The organism is Grimontia hollisae CIP 101886 (assembly GCF_000176515.1).
Classification (GTDB): Bacteria; Pseudomonadota; Gammaproteobacteria; order Enterobacterales; family Vibrionaceae; genus Enterovibrio; species Enterovibrio hollisae.
Genome location: NZ_ADAQ01000013.1, coordinates 1,189,155 through 1,210,168, shown reverse-complemented (window position 1 = coordinate 1,210,168; position 21,014 = coordinate 1,189,155). Strand labels below are relative to the sequence as shown.

Sequence of the window (21,014 nt, the reverse complement as noted above, 5' to 3'; positions counted from 1 at the left end):
CGATGTCGGCTCATCACATCCTGGGGCTGAAGTCGGTCCCAAGGGTATGGCTGTTCGCCATTTAAAGTGGTACGCGAGCTGGGTTTAGAACGTCGTGAGACAGTTCGGTCCCTATCTGCCGTGGGCGTTGGAGAATTGAGAGGGGCTGCTCCTAGTACGAGAGGACCGGAGTGGACGAACCTCTGGTGTTCGGGTTGTCACGCCAGTGGCATTGCCCGGTAGCTAAGTTCGGAATTGATAACCGCTGAAAGCATCTAAGCGGGAAGCGAGCCTCGAGATGAGTTCTCCCTAAGGCTAAAAGCCTTCTAAAGGGTTGTTGGAGACGACGACGTAGATAGGTCAGGTGTGTAAGTGCTGTGAGGCATTGAGCTAACTGATACTAATTGCCCGTGAGGCTTAACCCTACAACACCCAAGGGGTTTTGACGGACTCAAGTAAGAACACAAAGAGTGTGTAAAGAGAGAGAGCGGTTGCTAGGACCTAGGAAGAGCAACCGCGGTCAGTTTTCCAAGATTTTAATGGGCGTTCCCGGGGCCTAGTCACCCAGGACCGAGAACCCCGATACAGAATTTGCTTGGCGACCATAGCGCTTTGGACCCACCTGATTCCATGCCGAACTCAGAAGTGAAACAGAGCAGCGCCGATGGTAGTGTGGGGTCTCCCCATGTGAGAGTAGGACATCGCCAGGCTTCCAATTTAAGTTATTGTGCTGAACACACAGTAATTTGAGTGGAGCGGTAGTTCAGTTGGTTAGAATACCGGCCTGTCACGCCGGGGGTCGCGGGTTCGAGTCCCGTCCGCTCCGCCACTTCTTCAGAAGCCCTGCTAGCAATAGCAGGGCTTTCTTTCGTTTTTGATACCGAAAACTTTCTCGCTTGAAACCTTCAGACTACACATTCGGCCGTAAGGTGAGTTATAGCGATATGGGGTTCATTTAAAGCTCCCTTGGGTTCAATAACGGCATATCTTATGGTCTGTTTTTGATGTTTACGACAGATCCCGCGACTTCCTTTTACTATCTGCGATGCTTCCCGACAAGACTGCTAAGATTGACATGATCCTTTTTCAGGCGGTGACACCATGAAGAAAAATCTTCTGTTGATCCTGTTTATTTGCATGTTTTTAATCGGCTTCTCTATGGCAGTGGCACAGGCTAATCCATGGGAAAAGGTACAGGCACCTTACCCTGGGGCTGAGAAGTCGATTGGAAGTTATGCCAATGGTTGTTTAAGCGGTGGAGTAGCGCTGCCACTGAAAGGTGAGGGGTATCAGGTGATTCGTCCGTCAAGGAACCGCTATTACGGTCATCCTGCCATGATTGCTTACCTCACCAAGCTTGCCAGAAAGACCAAGGGGTTTGGCCTGGATGATTTGATGATTGCTGATATCGCCATGCCTCGGGGTGGTAACTTCACCCAAGGTCACTCCAGCCACCAAACCGGATTGGATGCTGATATCTGGCTGAGCTTTGCACCAGAGTCGCTGACCCGGGATTCGCTCGAAAGCCCGGTGGCGGTAAGCATGGTGGATTTACAAAACTACGCCTTGAAGCGTGACAACTGGATGAAAGAGCACGCTATCCTGTTTCAGGTAGCCGCGTCAGAACCCGAGGTGGCGAGGATTTTTGTCCATCCGGTGATAAAAGAAACCTTGTGTGATATGGCATGGGAAGACAGACGCTGGCTGCGCAAAGTACGGCCGTGGTGGGGGCACCATTATCACATGCATATTCGCTTGCAATGTCCTGAGGGGAGTGTGAACTGTATCGCCCAAAATACGCCGCCTGCTGGGGATGGCTGTGGGGCAGAGCTTATCAGCTGGCGGCCAACATCGGCAGACCGCCAGAAAACGGTAGCGGCGACAGCAAAGAAAAAGCGTGTGAAGATAAAGCCGGGCCAGTGTGACGTCGTATTAGCCCAGTGATTCACGCAATCCAGAGATAAGAAAAGCGCCTGTCGGCGCTTTTCTACGTTAACCCAATGAGCGTTAAACCAGCCCCTGGAGTTTGACAAACTTTTCCATCAGCTCATCATTGGTTTCCTGATGTTTGGGGTCAATGATAATGCAGTTAGTGATTGGGCACACCGACTGACAGGTGGGTTTTTCATAGTGACCCACGCATTCTGTGCATTTGTCCGGATCAATCTCGTAGATCTCTGCACCGAAGGTGATGGCTTCATTCGGACATTCAGGATCACACATGTCGCAGTTAATGCACTTCTCGGTGATCAGCAGAGCCATCGGTTATGCACTCACAGTTTGAGGCACATTTGGGTTACGCGTATTCGCACCGTCAGCCAGATTTCGCATCAGCAGGGCAAAGTCCAGATCCATGTCTTCCGGTACCGGGATGTACACGAAGTGGCCATTGCCTTTGGCATCATCAATCTCTTCACCCTTACGGTTTTCCATGGTCTCCAGTGTGAACACAACATTGCCTTTTGGTGTCATCAGCTCCAGTGAGTCGCCGACGATAAATTTGTTTTTCACCTCGACTTCTGCCATGCCATCACGGCGCTTACCGGTGAATTCACCTACAAATTGTTGGCTGTCAGATACTGAGTATCCATAATCATAGTTTTGGTATTCACTGTGGGTGTGACGGCGCAGGAAGCCTTCGGTATAACCGCGGTGTGCCAGGCTTTCCAGCGTGGTCATCAGGGTTTCGTCGAACGGTTTACCTGCAACCGCGTCATCAATCGCCTGACGGTAAACCTGCGCAGTACGTGCACAGTAATAGAAAGACTTGGTACGGCCTTCAATTTTCAGCGAGTGAACGCCCATTTTAGTCAGGCGGTCTACGTGCTGGATGGCACGTAAGTCTTTGGAGTTCATGATGTAAGTGCCATGCTCGTCTTCGAAAGCGGCCATCAGTTCACCCGGACGGCGGCCTTCTTCCAGCAGCACAACTTCATCCGTCGGAGCGCCTTCGCCTAGGGTTGGTGTTACTTCCTGAACCTGTACAATCTGGCCTGCATCGTCTTCTTTCGCTTCGTGGACTTTATAATCCCAGCGGCAGGCATTGGTGCAGGTGCCCTGATTTGGGTCACGTTTGTTGATGTAACCAGACAGCAGGCAGCGGCCAGAGTACGCCATGCATAGGGCGCCATGAACGAAGACTTCCAGCTCCATGTCAGGCACTTCCTGACGGATCTCTTCAATCTCTTCCAGCGACAGTTCACGGGACAGGATCACACGCTCAACGCCTTGGGTTTGCCAGAACTTCACTGTCGCCCAGTTCACCGCGTTCGCCTGTACAGACAGGTGAATTGGCATGTGCGGGAACGCCTCACGAACCATCATGATCAAGCCTGGGTCAGACATAATCAGTGCGTCAGGGCCCATATCAACAACCGGTTTCAGGTCGCGGATAAAGGTTTTCAGCTTGGAGTTGTGCGGCTGGATGTTGCAGACCACATAGAACTTCTTGCCAAGGGCATGCGCTTCGTTGATGCCGATTTGCAGGTTCTCGTGGTTGAACTCGTTATTACGCACACGCAGGCTGTAACGTGGCTGACCGGCATAGACAGCGTCAGCGCCATAGGCAAAGGCGTAGCGCATGTTTTTCAGGCTACCGGCCGGGGACAAAAGTTCTGGTACAAACATAGTCATTGCTTCTTTTCATCTGAGTGTAAGTCAGGCCGCATCAAAAAAGTGGTGCGGAGGAGCGGCGATTCTACTGCGATCTTGTTAGCATAGCCAGTTCCGTTCAAGAAACTAATTGCAGAAAAGATTGTCTCTTGGATGAGTCAATACAATATTTAAAATGATTGAATGAATTGACACCAGTTAAAGAAGATAGGTATGTTGGCTCGGTATTTTCCGACGTAACTATGGTGGTGAAACCCTGCGACTTTGAGATGTGGACTGATGTACGAAATTAAAACCAAGAGATTTAGTAACAAGCTGTCTAAATCGTTGCTTGGCCTGATGGGCTTATCGCTGGTGACGGTAGCAGTGTCAATTAATACGCTGCAAAAAGAGCCGATCCGAATTGTCCCTCTCAACCTGCCCGAGTCTGTTGTGCCTGACTTGATACAAAAAGAAGAGGTGGCGAAAGAATCCGGCGACCTCGATCTCCCCGCGTACGAATACGCCATTCAGACCGGTGATAACCTGAGCGAGATTTTCATGCGGCTCGGGTTACCTTATTCCGAGTTGCTGAAGCTGATGGAAGCGGATCTGAACCACCTCCGGATTGATACATTAAGGCCGGGCGATATTTTACGATTCTGGGTTGATCCAACGGGTAAACATCTAAAAAAGCTCGAACTGGAATTCAACATTGCTTCAAAAGTGCAATATGTTCAGCTGGATGACGGCAGTTACGAGTTTAACGAAATAGTGATTCCCGGCACGTGGGAAGAAACGGTTGCAACGGGTGATATTCAGGGCAGCTTCTCTGTTTCCGCACGTCGTGCAGGCCTGAGTTACAACGACGTGCAGATGATTACCAATTTACTGAAAGACAAGATGAATTTCTCTCGCGATCTTCGGGCTGGCGATAAATTCGAGGTCGTGCGTTCAGAACAGTTTGTTGATGGGCAGGCCAGTGGGCAACGTGAAATCAAGGCGATTCGTATCGAACGTCGTGGTGAGCCTATCACCGCATACCTGCACACTGATGGCAACTATTACGACAAAGACGGGCAGAGCCTGCAACGTGCATTCCAGCGTTACCCGACCAACGGTAGGGAGCGCATCAGTTCGCGCTTTAATCCGCGCCGTAAGCACCCGGTCACCGGGCGTGTGTCACCGCATAACGGGGTAGACTTTGCGGTAAGGACGGGTACCCCTGTGCTTTCAACAGGCGATGGTGTGGTGGTGATGGTGCGTAACCACCCTTATGCAGGCAAGTACGTGGTGATCGATCACGGTAACCAGTATAAAACCCGTTACCTGCACAACAGTAAGATCCTAGTGCGCAAAGGGCAGCGTGTGACGCGTGGGCAACGCATTGCCCTGTCTGGTCGCAGTGGGCGTGTTACTGGCCCGCATATTCATTACGAACTCTTGATCCATGGCCGCGCTGTTGACCCGATGAAAGCCAAAATTCCGATGGCAACGTCAGTACCGCGTGGGGAAATGACTGCGTTCAAAAAGTCGGTTTCTGAATACGATAAGAAAATGCTGCAAGCGCAGTTCAGTTAGCGCGGACAGTGAAATCAGCACGGGGCACAATGCCCCGTTCCTGTTCTTGTTGAGTAAGAGAAAGGAAAGCGGTGTTTATTCGCCTTTGTCGATACCACCCAGTTCTTCATAGAGGTTTGGCAGGAAAGCGCCCAGCTCGCCACACATCAACGACAGGTCAGCATCAAGGCGTTGCGCGATATCTTCACGGTCGATGTCGGCATTCTGATCGCGAAGCTCTTCAGAAAACTTGATGCGCTTGATAGACATGTCATCACACAGCATCAGCTCGATGCGGTCCTGCCAGTTCAGTGCCAGTTTGGTCACCTGCTTGTCTGCTTCAATGTGTGCGAGGATTTCATCGCTCGACAAATCCTGCTGTTTACAACGGATGACACCGCCCTGTTCCAGAATGGCTTTGAGCTCTGCTTCTTCACCAATGGTAAAGCCTTTGGGGGCGTTGCCAGAACGCACCCACTCGGTCATGGCCAGCTCAACCGGTTTGTGGGTTTCCACCGGTACCACGGGCAGACTGCCAAGGGATTTACGCAGCAGCGCCAGAGTCTCTTCTGCTTTCTTTGCGCTGCCGGCGTCAACCAGTACCAGCCCTATTTGGGGCATGATTAGCGCATAAGTCTGGCTCATACGGCTGAATGCCCGAGGCAGTAAATCCATCACGATGTCATCTTTGATGCTGTCTTTTTCTTTTTTCTTCAGCGGACGGCCCTGTTCTTGTTCAAGGGTATCGACTTTGGCGTTCAGTGAATCTTTGATCACCGACGCAGGCAGCATTTTTTCTTCTTTGCGCGCACAGATAAGAATATTGCCATCGCTGACATGAGTCATCATGTCACCATGCTTGCCCAACGCAGTTGTCCAGCCAAACTTCTGCATGTCCTGGCTGCCACATGGCGTAAAGCGAAATTCAGATAGCTGTTTTTCGATATGCTCTGGGTCGAGGTCAATATCTCGGGTGAGGCGGTAGGTGAAAATATTCTTGAACCAAATCATGGCGAGGCTTTATCCATCCGGTAATGAGAAAGGCCACATGGTATTGCATTCAGGAAGGATTGTCGCTCCAATGGCGGTAATATTTGTTCTCCACTCAACACGGTGAGTACGCATTCTGTGATTAAAATCATCCACACCTCCGACTGGCATCTGGGCCATCAACTGCATGGTTTTGACAGAGACCACGAACATCAGCAATTTCTCAACTGGCTGTCTGATTTATTGATCACCGAGCAGGTTGATGTGCTGTTGGTCTCTGGTGATGTGTTTGACACCGCCAACCCGCCAGCATCTGCATGGCAAATGCTCTACCGCTTTCTGGCTGAGATATCTAAGGCGCTGCCGGATTTGGATGTGATCATTGCCGGGGGAAACCACGACTCACCCAGCAAGCTGGATGCACCTCACGATTTGCTGAAAGCCTTTGACTTGCACATGGTGGGAGGCATACGTCGTGACAATGACGGTAGCCTGGATACTGATCGCATGCTGGTGTCGGTTTCCGGGAAAGATGGCAGCAAAGCCATCGTTATGGCAGTGCCGTTTTTGCGCAGTGCTGATTTGCGTACCCAGCATCTGGATGAGGTGGATGATCGTTTGATTGCCGGTGTGGAAGACGTCTACCGGGAAATGCTGGAAGCGGCGGAGAAACAGCGCCATGGCGGTGAAGCCATTATCGCCATGGGGCACCTTTACATGGCATCTGGCCAGTTGTCTGAAATGTCTGAGCGCCGAGTACTGGGTGGCAACCAGCACGCGCTGCCTGCATCAATTTTTGATGACAAGATTGACTATGTGGCGCTGGGACACCTGCATCTGGCGCAGAAAGTGGCCGGACAGGAACGTATTCGCTATTGCGGCTCGCCCATTCCCCTGTCGATATCAGAGCGCGATTACAAGCATCAGGTATTGGGTGTTGAACTGGCCGATGGAAAGCTTGCCAGCGTCACTCCCCATTATGTGCCGCGCGCTGTCGATATCCTCCGCAAACCGTCCAAGCCCCAGCCGCTGGATGTGGTGCTTCAGGAGCTAAAAAACTGGCAACCGGATACCTTACCGCGTGAATCCCAGCCGCTGGTGGAAGTGCCAGTGCTGATGGATGCGCCACAGCCTATGCTTCGTGAAAAAATCCATGCCGCGCTGGAAGGCAAGCCGGTGCGATTGGCGCGCATTGCGCCGCATTACACCCAGCAAGGCCAGGCTGAACACTTTGCGGCCAAACGTCTTGATGATGTCTCGCCGGAACAGGTATTCCAGTATGGTTGGGAACAAAAATTTGACGGAGCGCCGCCGCAGGAAATCTGCGACGCATTCCACGCATTGCTCACCATGGTTGAAGAACAAGAAGAGGGTCAGGCATGAAAATCTTGGCGCTTCGTGGCGAGAACCTCGCCAGCATCCAACATCCTTTCGAGATTGATTTCGTCAACAGCCGACTGGGTGAAGCCGGGCTTTTTGCTATCACAGGTAAAACCGGTGCCGGGAAATCCACTCTGCTGGATGCGATTTGCCTAGCGCTGTATGACCGTATGCCACGCCTTCAGGCCAACAAGAAAAATGACGCAGAGATTGGTCTGGGTGACGAGGCTGCAAGGCTTAAAGCCAATGATGTACGCAGCATCCTGTCCCGAGGTAAAGCAGAAGGCTATGCCGAAGTGGACTTCAAGGCCAACGATGGTTCCTGCTGGCGTGCGCACTGGCATGTCCGCCGCGCCCGTGGCAAGGCAGATGGTCGTGTTCAGGCTTCTGAGCAATGGCTGGAAAACCTTGAAAATGGCCAGCGGTTTTCGGGCAAAAAACAGGAAGTGCTGGGCGAAATTGAACGTTTGGTTGGGTTGAGCTATGAACAATTCCGCCGCGCTGTGATGTTACCGCAAGGGGACTTTGCCGCATTTCTGAAAGCCAGCACCGATGAGCGGGCTGCGTTGTTGGAGCGCATGACTGGCGGGGAAATCTACAGCCGGTTGTCTGTCGCCGCCTACGAAAAATCCAAAGCTGAGAAAAATGCCCTGGAGACCCTGCGGGAGAAACTGGGGGGGATCTGTATCCTGCCCGAAGAAGAAAAAACCGAGTTGCGAGAAAAGCTGGAGGCAGAGAAAGCGTCACTGGAAGGTGTGTTGGCACAGCTGGATACCCTGAAAAACTACCGTCAAACCCTGGCTTCACATGCCGAACTGGAAAACGCGTTGGCAGCGGCAATTGCACAGAGCGAGGAAGCGGAAAAAGCATTGAAAGAGGCAACACCACGGCGTGATGAGCTCAGCATGGTCGAAAAAGTGCAGCCTGCCCATGCCGATTTTACCCAACTTCAGCACACACGGCTGTCGTTGACGCAACTAAAAAACAACATTGAATCGCGGACAGCAGCGTTGCAAACCCTAACTGGGGAGATCATCACGGCGACGGATGCGCTGACAGCATCGCAAAATATCCTGAGTACAGCACAGGCCCAGTGGGTGGAGGCCGAGCCAAAACTCCGCCGCGCGTCGGAGATGGACACAGAACACCGTGCCATCAAACAGCAACTGGACGATATGCAGGGTCAACTGCAAGAGCGTGATGGCAAGATAAACAAGGCGCGCGCTGAGTTTGAGCAAAAACGGCGAGCTCACTATCAACTGGAAGAGCAAATAGCGGCACTGAAACACGAACTGGCCCAATTCGGGGATTTTTCGGGGATTGCAGAGCAGTACCAACCTGTGCTGGATAACCTTGAGCAATACCTGGTTGCAAACCGACAATATGCGGAAGCGGAAGCGGAAATCCAGAAACTGCAACATTTCCAGCAACAGGTAGAGCGGGACCTTGCCGGTATTAGCCACCAACAGGAGATTCTGGCCAAAGAACGCGGGCAACTGGAAGAGCAGCTTGCCGACGCGGATACCGACACTCTGGAGAAAGCGCAGAAAGAGGACTATGCCCGTTATGAACAGCTTCAGCAGCGCCATGAGCATTTCCGCAAGCTGCAATATGCCAGCAATGAATGGTTGAACCTCCTGGAACACAAAGCGCGCCTGATCCAGGAAAAAAACAGCCTGACGTCGGTCATTGAAAGTGCCACCAAACAACTGTCGGACATTGAGCCAACGTTCAACACACGGGTGGCCCAATATGAAGAGGCAGAGCGGGCCCTAAACCAGAGCATGGCGGTAGTGAGCCTGGCGGAATACCGCAGCCAGTTGGAAGAAGGTCAGCCCTGTCCGTTGTGTGGTTCGGGGCATCACCCCTACCGCGAGCATAACCCGGTGGTTGAAGGTGTGCTGGGTAGCCAACGCCAGAGGCTACAGACGTTGCAGTCTGAATTGCGCCAACTGGAAAGTGAACGCCATTATTTCCATCAGCAGCGCCAGCAAGCGCAGCAACAAATGCCACACTGGGAGCAGCAGTGGCAGGAGTTGGACTACCATGTGCAACGCCAGAAGGCTCTACTGGCGCCGCTTCTGGAAGAAGCGGGTGAGGTCACTGAGTATTTGGAACATGATGATCCAAATGCATTTGGATCATGGGTAGACGAAAGCCATCAAAAGGCGAAAGAAAACTACCAGGAAATGGAAAGCCTTTATCACACGCTGGAAAACCGTCGCCAGCGTCTGGGGTATGTGCAGCGGTGGCAACAACAGCTCATGCAGTTGGGACAACGTGAAAACCAATTGCAAACTCATGCCCATCAGGTCGCCCAACAGAAGACGCAAAGTGATGAGCGAATCAAGGCGCTGCAGGAGCGCTTAGTGGCAGCGAAAGAAAGCATCCGCTCGCGTCATAACGCGCTGGACGATTTGTACGGAGACAGCTCTTGGCTGAATATGCTGCAGCACTATGGCGCAGAGCGTTATATCCGTGAGATGCAACAACGTATCAAGCACTACCTGTCACTTCGTGAAAAGTTGCAGGAGTGCGAAAAACAGCTCACACCTCTGGTGCCTGACATGGCGGCCCTTGAGCAGGCGTTGAAGACATTACAACTTCACCAAAATGAAGCCATTGACGCTTACCACATTCTGGCGGAGAAAGCGCAGCTGCAATACAAAGCGCGGAGGGCTGTGCTGGATGTCGACGATCTGGCTGGGTATGAAGCGTCACTGAAATCGGCGTTGGAAACAGCCCGTAGCAGGGAAAAAGAGTGTGAAGCCGTCTTGTCGTCACTGACCGAAAAGCGGGCTGCTGACAGGGCGGCGCTGGAAGCCGCAGAGGCACAGCGTAAAGACACTGACAAACAACACCGCGAGGTGGTGCACCGTTGGCTGAAATGGCAACAGACATTCAACCTGACTGAGTCTGCTTTGATCCAATTACTGGCCAAAGATGCGAATTGGGTAACCAGCGAGCGTGCTGCCCTGAAAGCCTTGGATGATGCCATGCAAGTTGCCAGCACCCTGCGCAATGAGCGAGAGGGCCGCTTACGTGAGAGTCAGGAGGCTGTCGATCAAGCGTTGACGTGGTTGACGGAGCGTGGCGCTGACGACGATGAAAAAGCCACGGCATTGAAAAACGCGCTGGATGTGCAGAAAGCGGAAATCGAAGAATCGGTGTTTTCGGTCAGGCGTACATTGGAGGCCTCTGAGCAGGCTGAAGCACAGGCAGGCGAACTCAGATCCCAGCTTGAAAAACAGCAGCAACACGCAGAAATGTGGATGAAAATTGCCGATCTGATTGGCTCTGCTTCCGGCAATAAATTCCGTAACCTGGCGCAGTCGCTCACCTTGCAACAATTGGTGTTGGAAGCCAATGTCCACCTGCAGGAACTGGCGCCGCGCTATGCGCTGCAAACCGTGCCATCCAGTCCACTTTCCCTGCAGGTGGTGGATCATGACATGGGCGATGAAGTACGCAGTGTTGAGTCGCTCTCCGGTGGGGAAAGTTTTCTGGTTTCGCTGGCATTGGCACTGGCGCTCGCATCGCTGGCCGCAGATACGCGGCAGTTAGGTTCGCTGTTTATTGATGAGGGCTTCGGTACCCTGGATCCGGACAGTCTCGAAATGGCGCTTGCCTGCCTTGATACCCTGCAGGCTGATGGCAGACAGATTGGCGTGATATCACATGTTGGCACATTGGTGGAAAGGATTGGCACACAAGTGACTGTTGAAGCGCTGGGCGGCGGTGTCAGCCGGGTACAGGTGCGGGGCTGAATGAATGATAGTCAGAAAATGCCTTTATTATTGGGCGGTTGGTGGCTGCATTTTTATTCATCTCTCACGGAAGGTCACAAAACTGTCATAATAGAATCACATAATGACACCCAAGAAATGCACATAAACCTCTAACTGGGTATGGAAAAATGGTAAGACGGATACTTGTTGTCGAAGATGAAGCACCGATTCGCGAGATGCTGTGCTTCGTACTGGAACAAAAAGGTTATCAGGCCGTAGAAGCAGAAGATTATGACAGTGCTCTGGAAAAAATCTGCGAGCCTTACCCTGAACTGATCCTGATGGACTGGATGCTGCCAGGCGGCTCGGGGATCAACCTGATCAAACACCTTAAACGTGATGAACTGACCCGACAGATCCCGATCGTGATGCTCACAGCGCGTGGTGAGGAAGAAGACAAAGTACGTGGCTTGGAAGTGGGCGCAGATGACTACATCACCAAGCCTTTTTCGCCCAAAGAGTTGATGGCACGATTGAAAGCTGTCATGCGCCGCGTATCACCTACTTCGCTGGACGATGTGATTGATGTGCAGGGCCTCAAGCTTGATCCTGTTTCACACCGCGTCACGTCCAACGATAAGCCGCTGGAGATGGGGCCAACCGAGTTTAAAATGTTGCACTTTTTTATGACCCATCAAGAGCGAGTTTACAGTCGCGAACAGCTTCTTAATAACGTATGGGGCACCAACGTTTATGTGGAAGATCGTACTGTTGATGTGCATATTCGTCGTTTAAGAAAAGCGCTTGAAGAGCACGGGCACGACAAGCTGGTACAAACCGTGCGTGGTGCGGGCTACCGCTTCTCAACGCGCATCTGATAACACATTGTTCATCTGTCGCCCGAAGGCCACCGGGCGATATCGTGGAGACATAAATGGTCGAAAGACTGACATGGAAAAAGCTGGCTCTGGAGCTGGCTTTTTTTTATCTACCCTGGTTTCTTATTGGCGGTTTTTTTGGCGGCCTTCCCTGGCTGTTGCTGCTGGCAACGGTGTTGGTGTTGTTGTGGAACTTCTATCACCAGCTCAAACTGTCTGACTGGCTGTGGAAAGAGCGCAGTCTGATACCGCCGACCGGCTCTGGGAGTTGGACGCCGCTGTTTAATGGCATTTATCGCTTACAAAAACGTAACCGCCGTCGGCGTAAAGAGTTGACGAATCTGATCCGCCGTTTCCGCAACGGCGCTGAATCTTTGCCTGATGCCGTGGTCGTGTTTGAGCATGATGGCTCGATTGTCTGGTGCAACAAGCTGGCACAGGAGCTGCTCGGTTTCCGCATGCCAGATGATGCAGGCCAGTACATTGCCAACCTTATCCGTACTCCGGAATTTATTGAGTACCTGGGGCGCGCAGAGCTTGGTGAACCGTTTGAGATGCGCTCCACGCTGCATGCCTCGAAAACCCTGGAGTTCCGAACCATGCCTTATGCGGAAGGGGAATACCTGATGGTGGTGCGTGATATCACCCAGTTGAAACAACTGGAAGGCATGCGCCGTAACTTCTTTGCCAACGTCTCCCATGAGCTTCGCACCCCGATGACGGTGCTGCGTGGTTATCTGGAAATGTCAGAAGATCCGGACATGCTGGCGGGGCCAATGTGGAATAAAGCCCATGGCGTGATGACAGAGCAGTTAACTCGCATGGAGAGCCTGGTGGAACAACTTCTGACGCTGTCGAAGATAGAAGCGAGTGTGAAAATCGCCCTTGATCAGAAAGTTGATGTGCCGGCGATGCTGGATGTGCTGGAAAAAGAGGCGCGGACCTTGAGTGGCGATAAGGCGCATGACTTTGAATTTGATATCGACCATTCCCTGAAGGTGCTGGGGGATGAAGACCAGCTTCGCAGTGCAATTTCCAACCTGGTGTATAACGCGGTGAAGCACACCCCGGCTAGCGCGAAAATCAAGGTTCGCTGGTTCAAGTCCCGAAAGGGGCCCCGGTTGGAAGTGATTGACAGTGGTGAGGGTATTGCGCCGCAACATATTGACAGGCTGACAGAGCGTTTTTACCGGGTGGATAAAGCGCGTTCACGTGAAACCGGCGGTAGCGGTCTGGGGCTTGCGATAGTGAAGCATGCGCTGAACCATCACGAATCCGAACTTGAAATTAACAGTAAAGTCGGCGAGGGCAGTACGTTTTCATTTACGCTCCCGGAGCGCCTGGCATGCTGATACGGGCTCTGATCTTAATTGGATTGTTATTGATGGTGCCACCTTCGCTAGCTGAAGATCACCTGCCTGCGTATCACCGCATAGAAAATGTGTCCGGCAACCTCTCGACCGTCGGATCAGATACCCTTGCCAATCTGGTGACCCAGTGGGGTAGCCTGTTTAAACAGTACTATCCCAGTGTTAATGTGCAGATTCAAACCTCTGGCTCATCAACCGCTGTGCCAGCATTGATCGAAGCCACGACGCAGTTTGGTACCATGAGCCGGGAGATGCACCCGCGCGAGATTGAACTGTTCGAGCGCAGGTATGGTTATCCCCCGACGGCCATCAAAGTGGCCATTGATGCGATGGCGATTTTTGTCCACCAGGACAATCCCATCGATGTGCTGAATATGAGGCAAGTGGATGCGTTGTTTTCCCAAACGCTGCGGTGTGGCGCCAATGCGCGCATCGAAAAATGGGGGCAGCTTGGTCTGTCGGGCAACTGGAAAAAACGGAACATTCAACGTTTTGGCCGCAATTCAGTCTCAGGCACCTACGGTTTTTTTAAAGATCAGGCGCTGTGTGACGGTGACTTCCGGCCAGATGTGAATGAGCAGCCGGGTTCCGCTTCTGTGGTGCAATCTGTCAGCACGTCGCTGAATGCCATTGGTTATGCGGGCATTGGCTACCGCACGGCTGGCGCAAAAATGTTGCCGCTGGACGTAGATGGCGAGCGGGTTTACGCCACTACCGGAAACGTGATCTCTGGGCGTTATCCGTTATCCCGCTATCTCTATGTCTATGTCAACAAAGTGCCGGGCAAGCCCTTGCCGCGCATGGAGGCTGAATTTATTAGGATGATCCTTTCAAGACAGGGGCAAGCTTTGGTGGGGGCTGAAGGATTTGTTCCCTTGCCAAAAAATCTGATTGAACAACAGCTTAACGAGCTTGACCTGTAACCATACAAACACGGCTTCCTTGCTCTGTCACCTTGACCTTGGCTTGGTTCCGTGTTTTATCCCTTTACCTTGAGCTTCCAGCCCACCGCTTCCCAATAGTTTTTCTCTGTCTCCAAGTCTGCAGCAAGCAGGGTATTCTGGTTTAACCCGTTTTCTGGAAAGGTGAGTGACCAACAATCATCGTTGGTCTCGAGTTTGACATCTTTTACCGGCTCCCCACTTCGCTGTACGTTGAGTACACAGGCCAGACGCAGTGAACGGATAAGCGGATAAATATGTTTTACTTTGAACAGGGTGAATTCAGGCATGTCTGCCAGCTTCAGCGCTTTGCGGTGAAAGCGGGTCAGAGTTGCCAGTACGGTTTGTTGTTCCTGATTAAAACCGGGCAGGTTGGTGTTTTGGAGGATATAGGCAGAATGTTTATGAAAGCCTGAATGGGCGATACTGAGGCCAACTTCATGGAGTAATGCCGCCCAGCTCAGTAAGATAGCCAGCTCTGCCTTTTTCGGACTGAGCTGCGGCTCTGCTTGAAGGTAAAAGTGCTCAGCGATCTGCTGCACATTCTCTGCATGTTGCAGGTCAATATGGTATCGCTGAGCCAGGTCCGAGGCAGTACGGCTTCGGATGTCGCAGTGCTGGAAGCGTTCTTCCATTTCATACAGCAGTCCTTCACGTAGTGCACCGCTGGAAAATACCATGCTGTCGATATTCAGGGCATGAAAAACCCCTGACAGGATTGCAAGCCCCGCGGCAAATACTGGTTGCCGCTCTTCGGGTAAGCCTGGAAGAGTCAGTGTTCGGGCTGATTTAAAGGTGATGACTTGATCAATCAGATCATCAAGGCGTTTTCGGGTGATGATGCCATCTTCGTGTCCACTGGCGATCAGCACTTCACGAATCGCTTTTATCGTGCCCGACGAGCCCATTGCTTCGTTCCAGCCACAATCTTTATATTGCCGGGCAATGCTTTCCAGCTTGAGTTCAGCGGTCAGTTGGGCTTGTGCAAAGCCTCTGACAGAAATCTGCCCATCGTTGAAAAAACGCTGGTTGTAGCTGACACAACCCATATGCTTGCTGGTTACAAGGAGAGGGTTAAAGCCGTTGCCGATCACCAGCTCAGTGCTGCCGCCGCCGATATCAACCACCAGTTTCTTACCTTCCCCCGGTTGGGTATGGCAGACACCAAGGTAAATCAGACGCGCTTCCTCTACCCCGGGAATAATTTCAATCGGATAGGGAAAAACGTTACGGGCACGCCGGACAAAAACCTGGCTGTTCCTGGCCTCACGCAAGGTGAATGTGGCCGCTACGCGCACATTTTGTTCGTCAAACCCCTGGAGACGCTCAGCGAACATGGCCAGACAATCGACACCACGATCAATGGCGGCATTATCCAGATTCTTGTGATCATCGAGCCCGGATGCCAAGCGTACACGCTGCTTATGGCGGCTGATGATTTGAAGGCTTTGCCCGACGACACGGGCAACGACCATATGGAAGCTGTTGGAACCCAAATCAATCGCTGCAATTTCCCGTGGCTTTTCAGTCGGGGTGTAGTCATTCATTTTTTTGTTTGCCTGCTTGACGTTTTTCCGCGCGTTCTACGTGTTTAAGGTATTCGTAAATGGCGAGTTGTGAGCGTACTTTTTTGCGATTTCCGCGTTTAACGTAAGCGTTTGACATCTTTTCGTCGAGCACACGCGCTTTGGCCCGGTCGAGAAACTGCAACTCGAGAATGTCCATAATGCGCTGTTTGAGGCGTTCATCCTTGATGGGCGCCCCCACTTCTATCCGGTTGTCAATGTTACGTGTCATCCAGTCTGCAGAAGAAATGTAGACATCGTGATCGCCCCCGTTTTCAAATGCAAATACCCGGGGGTGTTCAAGGAAACGGTCGACAATACTGATGGCTTTAATGTTATGGCTCAGCCCTTTTACACCCGGAATGAGTGAACACATACCACGGATGACCATGCGGATTTTTACCCCTTCATTGCTCGCTTTGTAGAGCAAATCTACCAGTCCCTTGTCGACCAGGTTGTTCACTTTCAAGGTGATCCCGGCTTTGCGTTTTGCCTTGGCATGCTCAATTTCACGCTCAATCAACCGGTATATCCTTGAACGTGAGTTGCGTGGGGATACAATCAGGTGTGAGAACTTGACCGGTTTGTACGGGTTTTCGATAAAGTTAAACACTTTACGTACTTCTGTGGTGAGGGATTTATCCGCGGTAAACAGTGAAAAGTCCGTGTAGATACGTGCGGTTTTTTCGTGGAAGTTCCCCGTACCGATATGGGCATATTCTTGAAGCCCGTCGTCCTCTCGGCGGGTAATTAAACAGAGCTTCGAGTGGATTTTAAGGCCCGGTGTCCCGAATACGACTTTGACACCTGCATCGGTCAGCATGCGGGCCCATTCAATGTTGGCTTCCTCATCAAAACGGGCTTGCAGTTCCACCACCACGGTCACGCGTTTGCCGTTATTGGCGGCGTCAATCATGGAGTTGATGATACGGCTGTTTTTCGCCACCCGGTAGATGTTTATGCGGATGCTTCTTACTTTCGGATCGAAGGATGCCTGACGTACCAGTTCGGTCATATGACGGAAGGTGTGGTAAGGGTAGTACAGCAAAATATCCCGCTCGCGGATGGCATCGAAGGCGTTTTTTCTGGTTGTGAAATCGGCTGATTCAATCGGGGGCAGCGGCGGGTTTTCCAGGTACTTCATCCCAACATTCGGAAAGCCGATGAAATCTTTAAAGTTGTGGTAGCGGGCACCGGGCAGCACGCTGTCATAATCTGAGAGTTTCAGCATCTGGATGATTTTTTTTACCATCTCATCGGGCATATCACGTTGGTAAACAAAGCGCACTGGCAAGGCAGTCAAGCGCTGGTCCAAACTGTCTGACATGTTTTCAAGCAGGCTGTGGTCGACTTCATTGGTCAGGTCGTATTCTGCATCCCGGGTCATTTTCATGGCGTAGGCTTCGGCACTGTCGTAGTCAAACAGGCCACTGAAAATTTCATCCAGACAGAGACGGATAATGTTGTCGAGCAGGATGATGGTTTTTCGGCGGCGTCTGCCTTTGGGCTCCGGCACCTTGATGAAACGTTCGATCTCATCGGTTGGGATTTCAATCAAGGCGTAATAGGGAAGCTGGTCTGCTTTTCTCAGTTCGATGGCCAGATAGGAGTAGGCATCTTTTAGAAATGCCAGCACATCCATATCATCTGTCAGGATAATCGGCGTGATGTGGGGGAGCAGGTTGCTGACAAAGTGTCTTTTCAGCCAGTTTTGCTGGTATTCGGTCAGTTGTCTTTCGTTGACCAGAAAGATGTGGCGCCGCGCCATTTCCAGCAGAATGTCGTTATAAAGGTGATCGAAATCCTGATTGAGTTTGAGGACTTTATTCTGGATTTTATTGAGGAGCTTTTTGGCTTTGTTGTCGCCACCTTGCTCCTCGTTGATCAATATGCGGCGCTTTACATCGGCAAACCGAACTTGGTAGAACTCATCGAGGTTGCTGGAAAAAATCCCCAGAAAGCGAACCCGTTCGATGATGGGGACGTTTTTGTCTGCCGCTTCCTGCAATACCCGTTCGTTAAAAGACAACCAGCTTAACTCTTTATCAATGTAAAGCGTCTCCTCGCTCATCCTTTTCCCTTTTTAGGCAATATCGCTTTCATCAAACTCCACGATCAGATCATCAGAAAGCTGTTCCAGTGCGTCACCAAGATCGTCCAGCGAGAGGGTGTTAGCGATGTCGAGATCAAACTCGGCGTTGAATATCACGCCGCCAAAATTGGCCGCGCTTTGAGTGTTTGTTTCCAGATTGTTGATGTTGATTCCAAATTTGGCAATTTCACGCGTGACTTCCTGAACTATCCCGGGGCGGTCGTTCCCTGTGACGGACAGCGTATGGGTGGTGGTATCCATTTCTGTTTGTGGTGTTGCGTTTGCGATAAGGACATTTAAATCGGGAATGCGGTTCAGCGCGTCTTTGAGTGCGTCAGCATTGTCTTCATTGATATCAATTTGGACAATGCCTGCAAATTTTCCTGCAAGTTTACTCAGGCTGCTGGCTTGCCAACTTCCCTGATGCTGGAATACGGTATCGGAGAGTGTTTCTACCAGACCTGGGCGATCTGTGCCGATGAGGGTGATAACTAGCTGCTTCATGGTCGAATCCTTTACGTCAACAGCGGAAGGGGAAATGCTCATTATTAGAGCGGTTTGAAACCCCTGTCTACCTTGGGCGAAACAAGCACTTCCGATCTGTGCCTCATATCAATGTTAATCGAGACTATCGATGTTTTATTACACTTTGATTTCGGGTGAGTAATAGCGTCTTAGAGGCTGGGCTGTCACATTTGTGTCATCAAAAATAAATATTATAAACCGCTTAACTAATCGATGAGGTACCAATGGCAAACGCCACCCATGCGCTGACCCAGGGAGATATCCGGCGGCGTTTCAAAGACAGACTTGCGCGCCTTTCCGTCACGGGTGGTGGCATTGCGGTGTTACTGGCGTTGTTGTTGATTTTCTTCTACCTCGCTTATGTGGTGTTGCCGCTGTTCAAAAGCCCGTCGGTTTCGGTTGATCATGTTCTGGAAATTGGTTTTGAGCATCCTGCCGAACAACTGGGCATAGATGATAATAACCAGTTGGGTTATCGCTATTCTGATCAGGGTATGTTGACCGTCTTTTCACTGGAGGGCGAAGGCAACGTCGTCGCACGTGAGCAGTTGGCTGTCGCACCAACCAGCTTTTATTCTCCCCATCCTTATGCCGGGATCAGTGCATATGGATTGAAAGATGGCACCGTCAGCTTTCAGCACCTGCGTTTTCTTTCCCACTATGTTGATGGCGTGCGCACGTTTACTCCGGATATCCAGAAACTGGATAGCGTGAAACTTGGGAACGGTGACCCTATTTCCAGCTTGTCTTTTGCCCAGAGAAACAATAGCCGGGTGATTGCTGCGGTGACGGGAAATATGCTCAATGTGGTGATTGATAATGCGGGCAAAGAGCAACATATTAAATTACCGACTCAGACCGGTGCCAATGTTGTGATCACCCCCAATGGGCGTAGACTGTTTGAATTGGCTGGTCATACGTTGAATGTGTATTCGTTTTCAGAGCGTGAGCTGACGCTGCGTGAGTCGGTCGATATTACCGCAGTAACGGGAGCCATGCCTCAATCCATGACACTGCTTGCCGGCGGTCACTCGTTGATGGTGCGCCTTGATGACGGCAGGATCACCCAATGGTTTGATGTGGCGAAAGCCAACCAGCGTTCGTTAACCATGGTACGTGAGTTCGCATCAGAAAACGGTCTGCTGGCGGTAGAACCTCACCGCAGCGTATTTGTGAATCTGTCATCCAGCGGGGCGTTGACGTTCTGGCACGCCCCGAGTGAGACCCAGGATGTATTCGATATACCGGATGTTGCTGGTCAGATTGATGCGTTGGCTTTTTCTCCCCGCGCCGATCGTTTGCTGGTTGAAAGGGGCGGCTCACTGATCCTGCTGAAGGTGGATAATCCGCACCCGGATGTGAGCATCGGTTCACTGTGGAAGAAAATCTGGTATGAAGGGTATGACGCGCCTGGTTACGTTTGGCAGTCAACCTCTGGCAGTGAGTCGTTTGAAGGTAAGCTCAGTGTCATGCCGGTGGTGTTCGGTACCATCAAGGTGGCTGCCTATGCATTATTTTTTGCCATTCCTCTGGCGGTTGGTGGGGCTATCTATACAGCCTATTTTATGCCCGCTAGCATGAGGAAAGTGGTAAAGCCGACCATTGAGATCATGGAAGCGTTGCCCACGGTAATTCTCGGTTTTCTTGCCGGGCTCTGGCTTGCACCTGTTATCGAAACTCGCCTTCCGGCTGTGCTCCTGATGTTTGTCTCTATGCCGGTTTCATTCCTGCTGTCCGCAGTTATTTGGGCGTTTTTGCCTAAGGTTGTCCGCAAGAAATTGCCCCCCGGTGGTCACCTGTTTGTGCTGGTTCCTCTGATATTGGTGTTAGGTTATGTGTCGCTCACACTTGGGCCTTGGATAGAAAATACCTTTTTAGGTGGAGACAGCCGGGTGTTTGTCACTGACGTGCTGGGTGTGAATTTTGATCAGCGCAACGCTATTGTTGTCGGTGTTGCGATGGGCTTTGCGGTGATCCCAACCATTTTTACCATTGCAGAAGATGCAATTTTTTCGGTGCCGAGCCACTTAACGAATGGATCACTCGCACTCGGTGCAACCCACTGGCAAACATTGACCCGGGTTGTGCTGCTCACCGCCAGTCCCGGGATTTTCTCTGCCATTATGATGGGGCTGGGACGTGCGGTAGGAGAAACCATGATTGTGCTGATGGCAACAGGGAATACCCCATTGATGGAATGGAATCCCTTTGAAGGACTGAGAACCCTGTCAGCCAATATTGCCGTGGAAATGCCGGAATCGGAAGTGGGCAGCTCGCACTATCGTGTGCTGTTTCTGACGGCATTCATTCTGTTCTCATTTACTTTTTTGTTTAACACTGTGGCTGAGTTTGTCCGCCAGCAGTTACGGGAAAAATACCGTGCCTTGTAACTTTATCATCGCCATCCATTTACGC

General features: G+C 51.5%; 14 protein-coding genes, 1 tRNA gene and 2 rRNA genes. 11 read left to right on the top strand and 6 right to left on the bottom strand.

The window, feature by feature from the left end:
* The 4 genes from VHA_RS18355 to mepA form a co-directional block, all read left to right on the top strand.
* Positions 1-404 (top strand): 23S ribosomal RNA (locus VHA_RS18355); the annotation flags it as partial.
* A gap of 169 nt (positions 405-573) precedes the next feature.
* Positions 574-689 (top strand): 5S ribosomal RNA (rrf, locus tag VHA_RS18350).
* Positions 690-731: 42 nt separating this feature from the next.
* A tRNA-Asp gene (locus VHA_RS18345) sits at positions 732-808 on the top strand.
* 272 nt (positions 809-1,080) lie between these two features.
* Positions 1,081-1,923: a penicillin-insensitive murein endopeptidase gene (gene mepA, locus VHA_RS18340; protein ID WP_005507079.1), complete on the top strand. Its 843-nt coding sequence runs from the start codon at positions 1,081-1,083 to the stop codon at positions 1,921-1,923.
* A 63-nt stretch (positions 1,924-1,986) separates the two neighbouring features.
* On the opposite strand, the gene VHA_RS18335 is transcribed toward mepA, so the two are convergent.
* Both VHA_RS18335 and trhP read right to left on the bottom strand, forming a co-directional pair.
* Entirely contained in the window at positions 1,987-2,241 is a 255-nt protein-coding gene (locus tag VHA_RS18335) for a YfhL family 4Fe-4S dicluster ferredoxin (protein WP_005507077.1), read from the bottom strand.
* A gap of 3 nt (positions 2,242-2,244) precedes the next feature.
* Entirely contained in the window at positions 2,245-3,606 is a 1,362-nt protein-coding gene (trhP, locus tag VHA_RS18330) for a prephenate-dependent tRNA uridine(34) hydroxylase TrhP (protein ID WP_005507076.1), read from the bottom strand.
* 264 nt (positions 3,607-3,870) lie between these two features.
* Here trhP and VHA_RS18325 point away from each other — a divergent pair, with 264 nt between their 5' ends.
* Positions 3,871-5,151 carry a peptidoglycan DD-metalloendopeptidase family protein gene (locus VHA_RS18325; protein ID WP_005507073.1) on the top strand — a complete coding sequence of 427 codons (1,281 nt, stop codon included), beginning with the start codon at positions 3,871-3,873 and terminating at the stop codon, positions 5,149-5,151.
* Positions 5,152-5,226: 75 nt separating this feature from the next.
* Here VHA_RS18325 and rdgC read toward each other — a convergent pair whose 3' ends face one another.
* Positions 5,227-6,138: a recombination-associated protein RdgC gene (gene rdgC, locus VHA_RS18320; protein ID WP_172465028.1), complete on the bottom strand. Its 912-nt coding sequence runs from the start codon at positions 6,136-6,138 to the stop codon at positions 5,227-5,229.
* A 120-nt stretch (positions 6,139-6,258) separates the two neighbouring features.
* Here rdgC and VHA_RS18315 point away from each other — a divergent pair, with 120 nt between their 5' ends.
* The 5 genes from VHA_RS18315 (at position 6,259) to VHA_RS18295 (ending at position 14,399) form a co-directional block, all read left to right on the top strand.
* Complete coding sequence (locus VHA_RS18315) at positions 6,259-7,503, top strand: exonuclease SbcCD subunit D C-terminal domain-containing protein (protein ID WP_005507068.1); 1,245 nt, start codon at positions 6,259-6,261, stop codon at positions 7,501-7,503.
* Positions 7,500-11,267: an AAA family ATPase gene (locus VHA_RS18310; protein WP_005507066.1), complete on the top strand. Its 3,768-nt coding sequence runs from the start codon at positions 7,500-7,502 to the stop codon at positions 11,265-11,267. Before VHA_RS18315 ends, VHA_RS18310 begins: the two co-directional genes overlap by 4 nt.
* A gap of 149 nt (positions 11,268-11,416) precedes the next feature.
* Positions 11,417-12,106 (top strand): phosphate regulon transcriptional regulator PhoB, encoded by a 690-nt coding sequence (gene phoB, locus VHA_RS18305; protein ID WP_005507064.1) that lies wholly within the window; start codon positions 11,417-11,419, stop codon positions 12,104-12,106.
* A 56-nt stretch (positions 12,107-12,162) separates the two neighbouring features.
* Positions 12,163-13,458 carry a phosphate regulon sensor histidine kinase PhoR gene (phoR, locus tag VHA_RS18300; RefSeq protein ID WP_005507061.1) on the top strand — a complete coding sequence of 432 codons (1,296 nt, stop codon included), beginning with the start codon at positions 12,163-12,165 and terminating at the stop codon, positions 13,456-13,458.
* Positions 13,452-14,399 (top strand): PstS family phosphate ABC transporter substrate-binding protein, encoded by a 948-nt coding sequence (locus VHA_RS18295; RefSeq protein ID WP_005507059.1) that lies wholly within the window; start codon positions 13,452-13,454, stop codon positions 14,397-14,399. The genes phoR and VHA_RS18295 overlap by 7 nt, the downstream gene beginning before the upstream one ends.
* A 56-nt stretch (positions 14,400-14,455) precedes the next feature.
* On the opposite strand, the gene ppx is transcribed toward VHA_RS18295, so the two are convergent.
* From ppx to VHA_RS18280, 3 genes are read right to left on the bottom strand one after another with little or no spacing between them, the layout of a single operon-like run.
* Positions 14,456-15,964 (bottom strand): exopolyphosphatase, encoded by a 1,509-nt coding sequence (gene ppx, locus VHA_RS18290; protein ID WP_005507045.1) that lies wholly within the window; start codon positions 15,962-15,964, stop codon positions 14,456-14,458.
* Positions 15,957-18,053, bottom strand: coding sequence for a polyphosphate kinase 1 (gene ppk1, locus VHA_RS18285; RefSeq protein ID WP_005507043.1), 2,097 nt, complete (start codon positions 18,051-18,053; stop codon positions 15,957-15,959). Before ppk1 ends, ppx begins: the two co-directional genes overlap by 8 nt.
* A gap of 12 nt (positions 18,054-18,065) precedes the next feature.
* Complete coding sequence (locus VHA_RS18280) at positions 18,066-18,578, bottom strand: glycine cleavage system transcriptional repressor (protein ID WP_005507040.1); 513 nt, start codon at positions 18,576-18,578, stop codon at positions 18,066-18,068.
* A 245-nt stretch (positions 18,579-18,823) separates the two neighbouring features.
* Here VHA_RS18280 and VHA_RS18275 point away from each other — a divergent pair, with 245 nt between their 5' ends.
* Positions 18,824-20,989 carry an ABC transporter permease subunit gene (locus VHA_RS18275; protein WP_005507038.1) on the top strand — a complete coding sequence of 722 codons (2,166 nt, stop codon included), beginning with the start codon at positions 18,824-18,826 and terminating at the stop codon, positions 20,987-20,989.
* Positions 20,990-21,014: the final 25 nt, after the last annotated feature.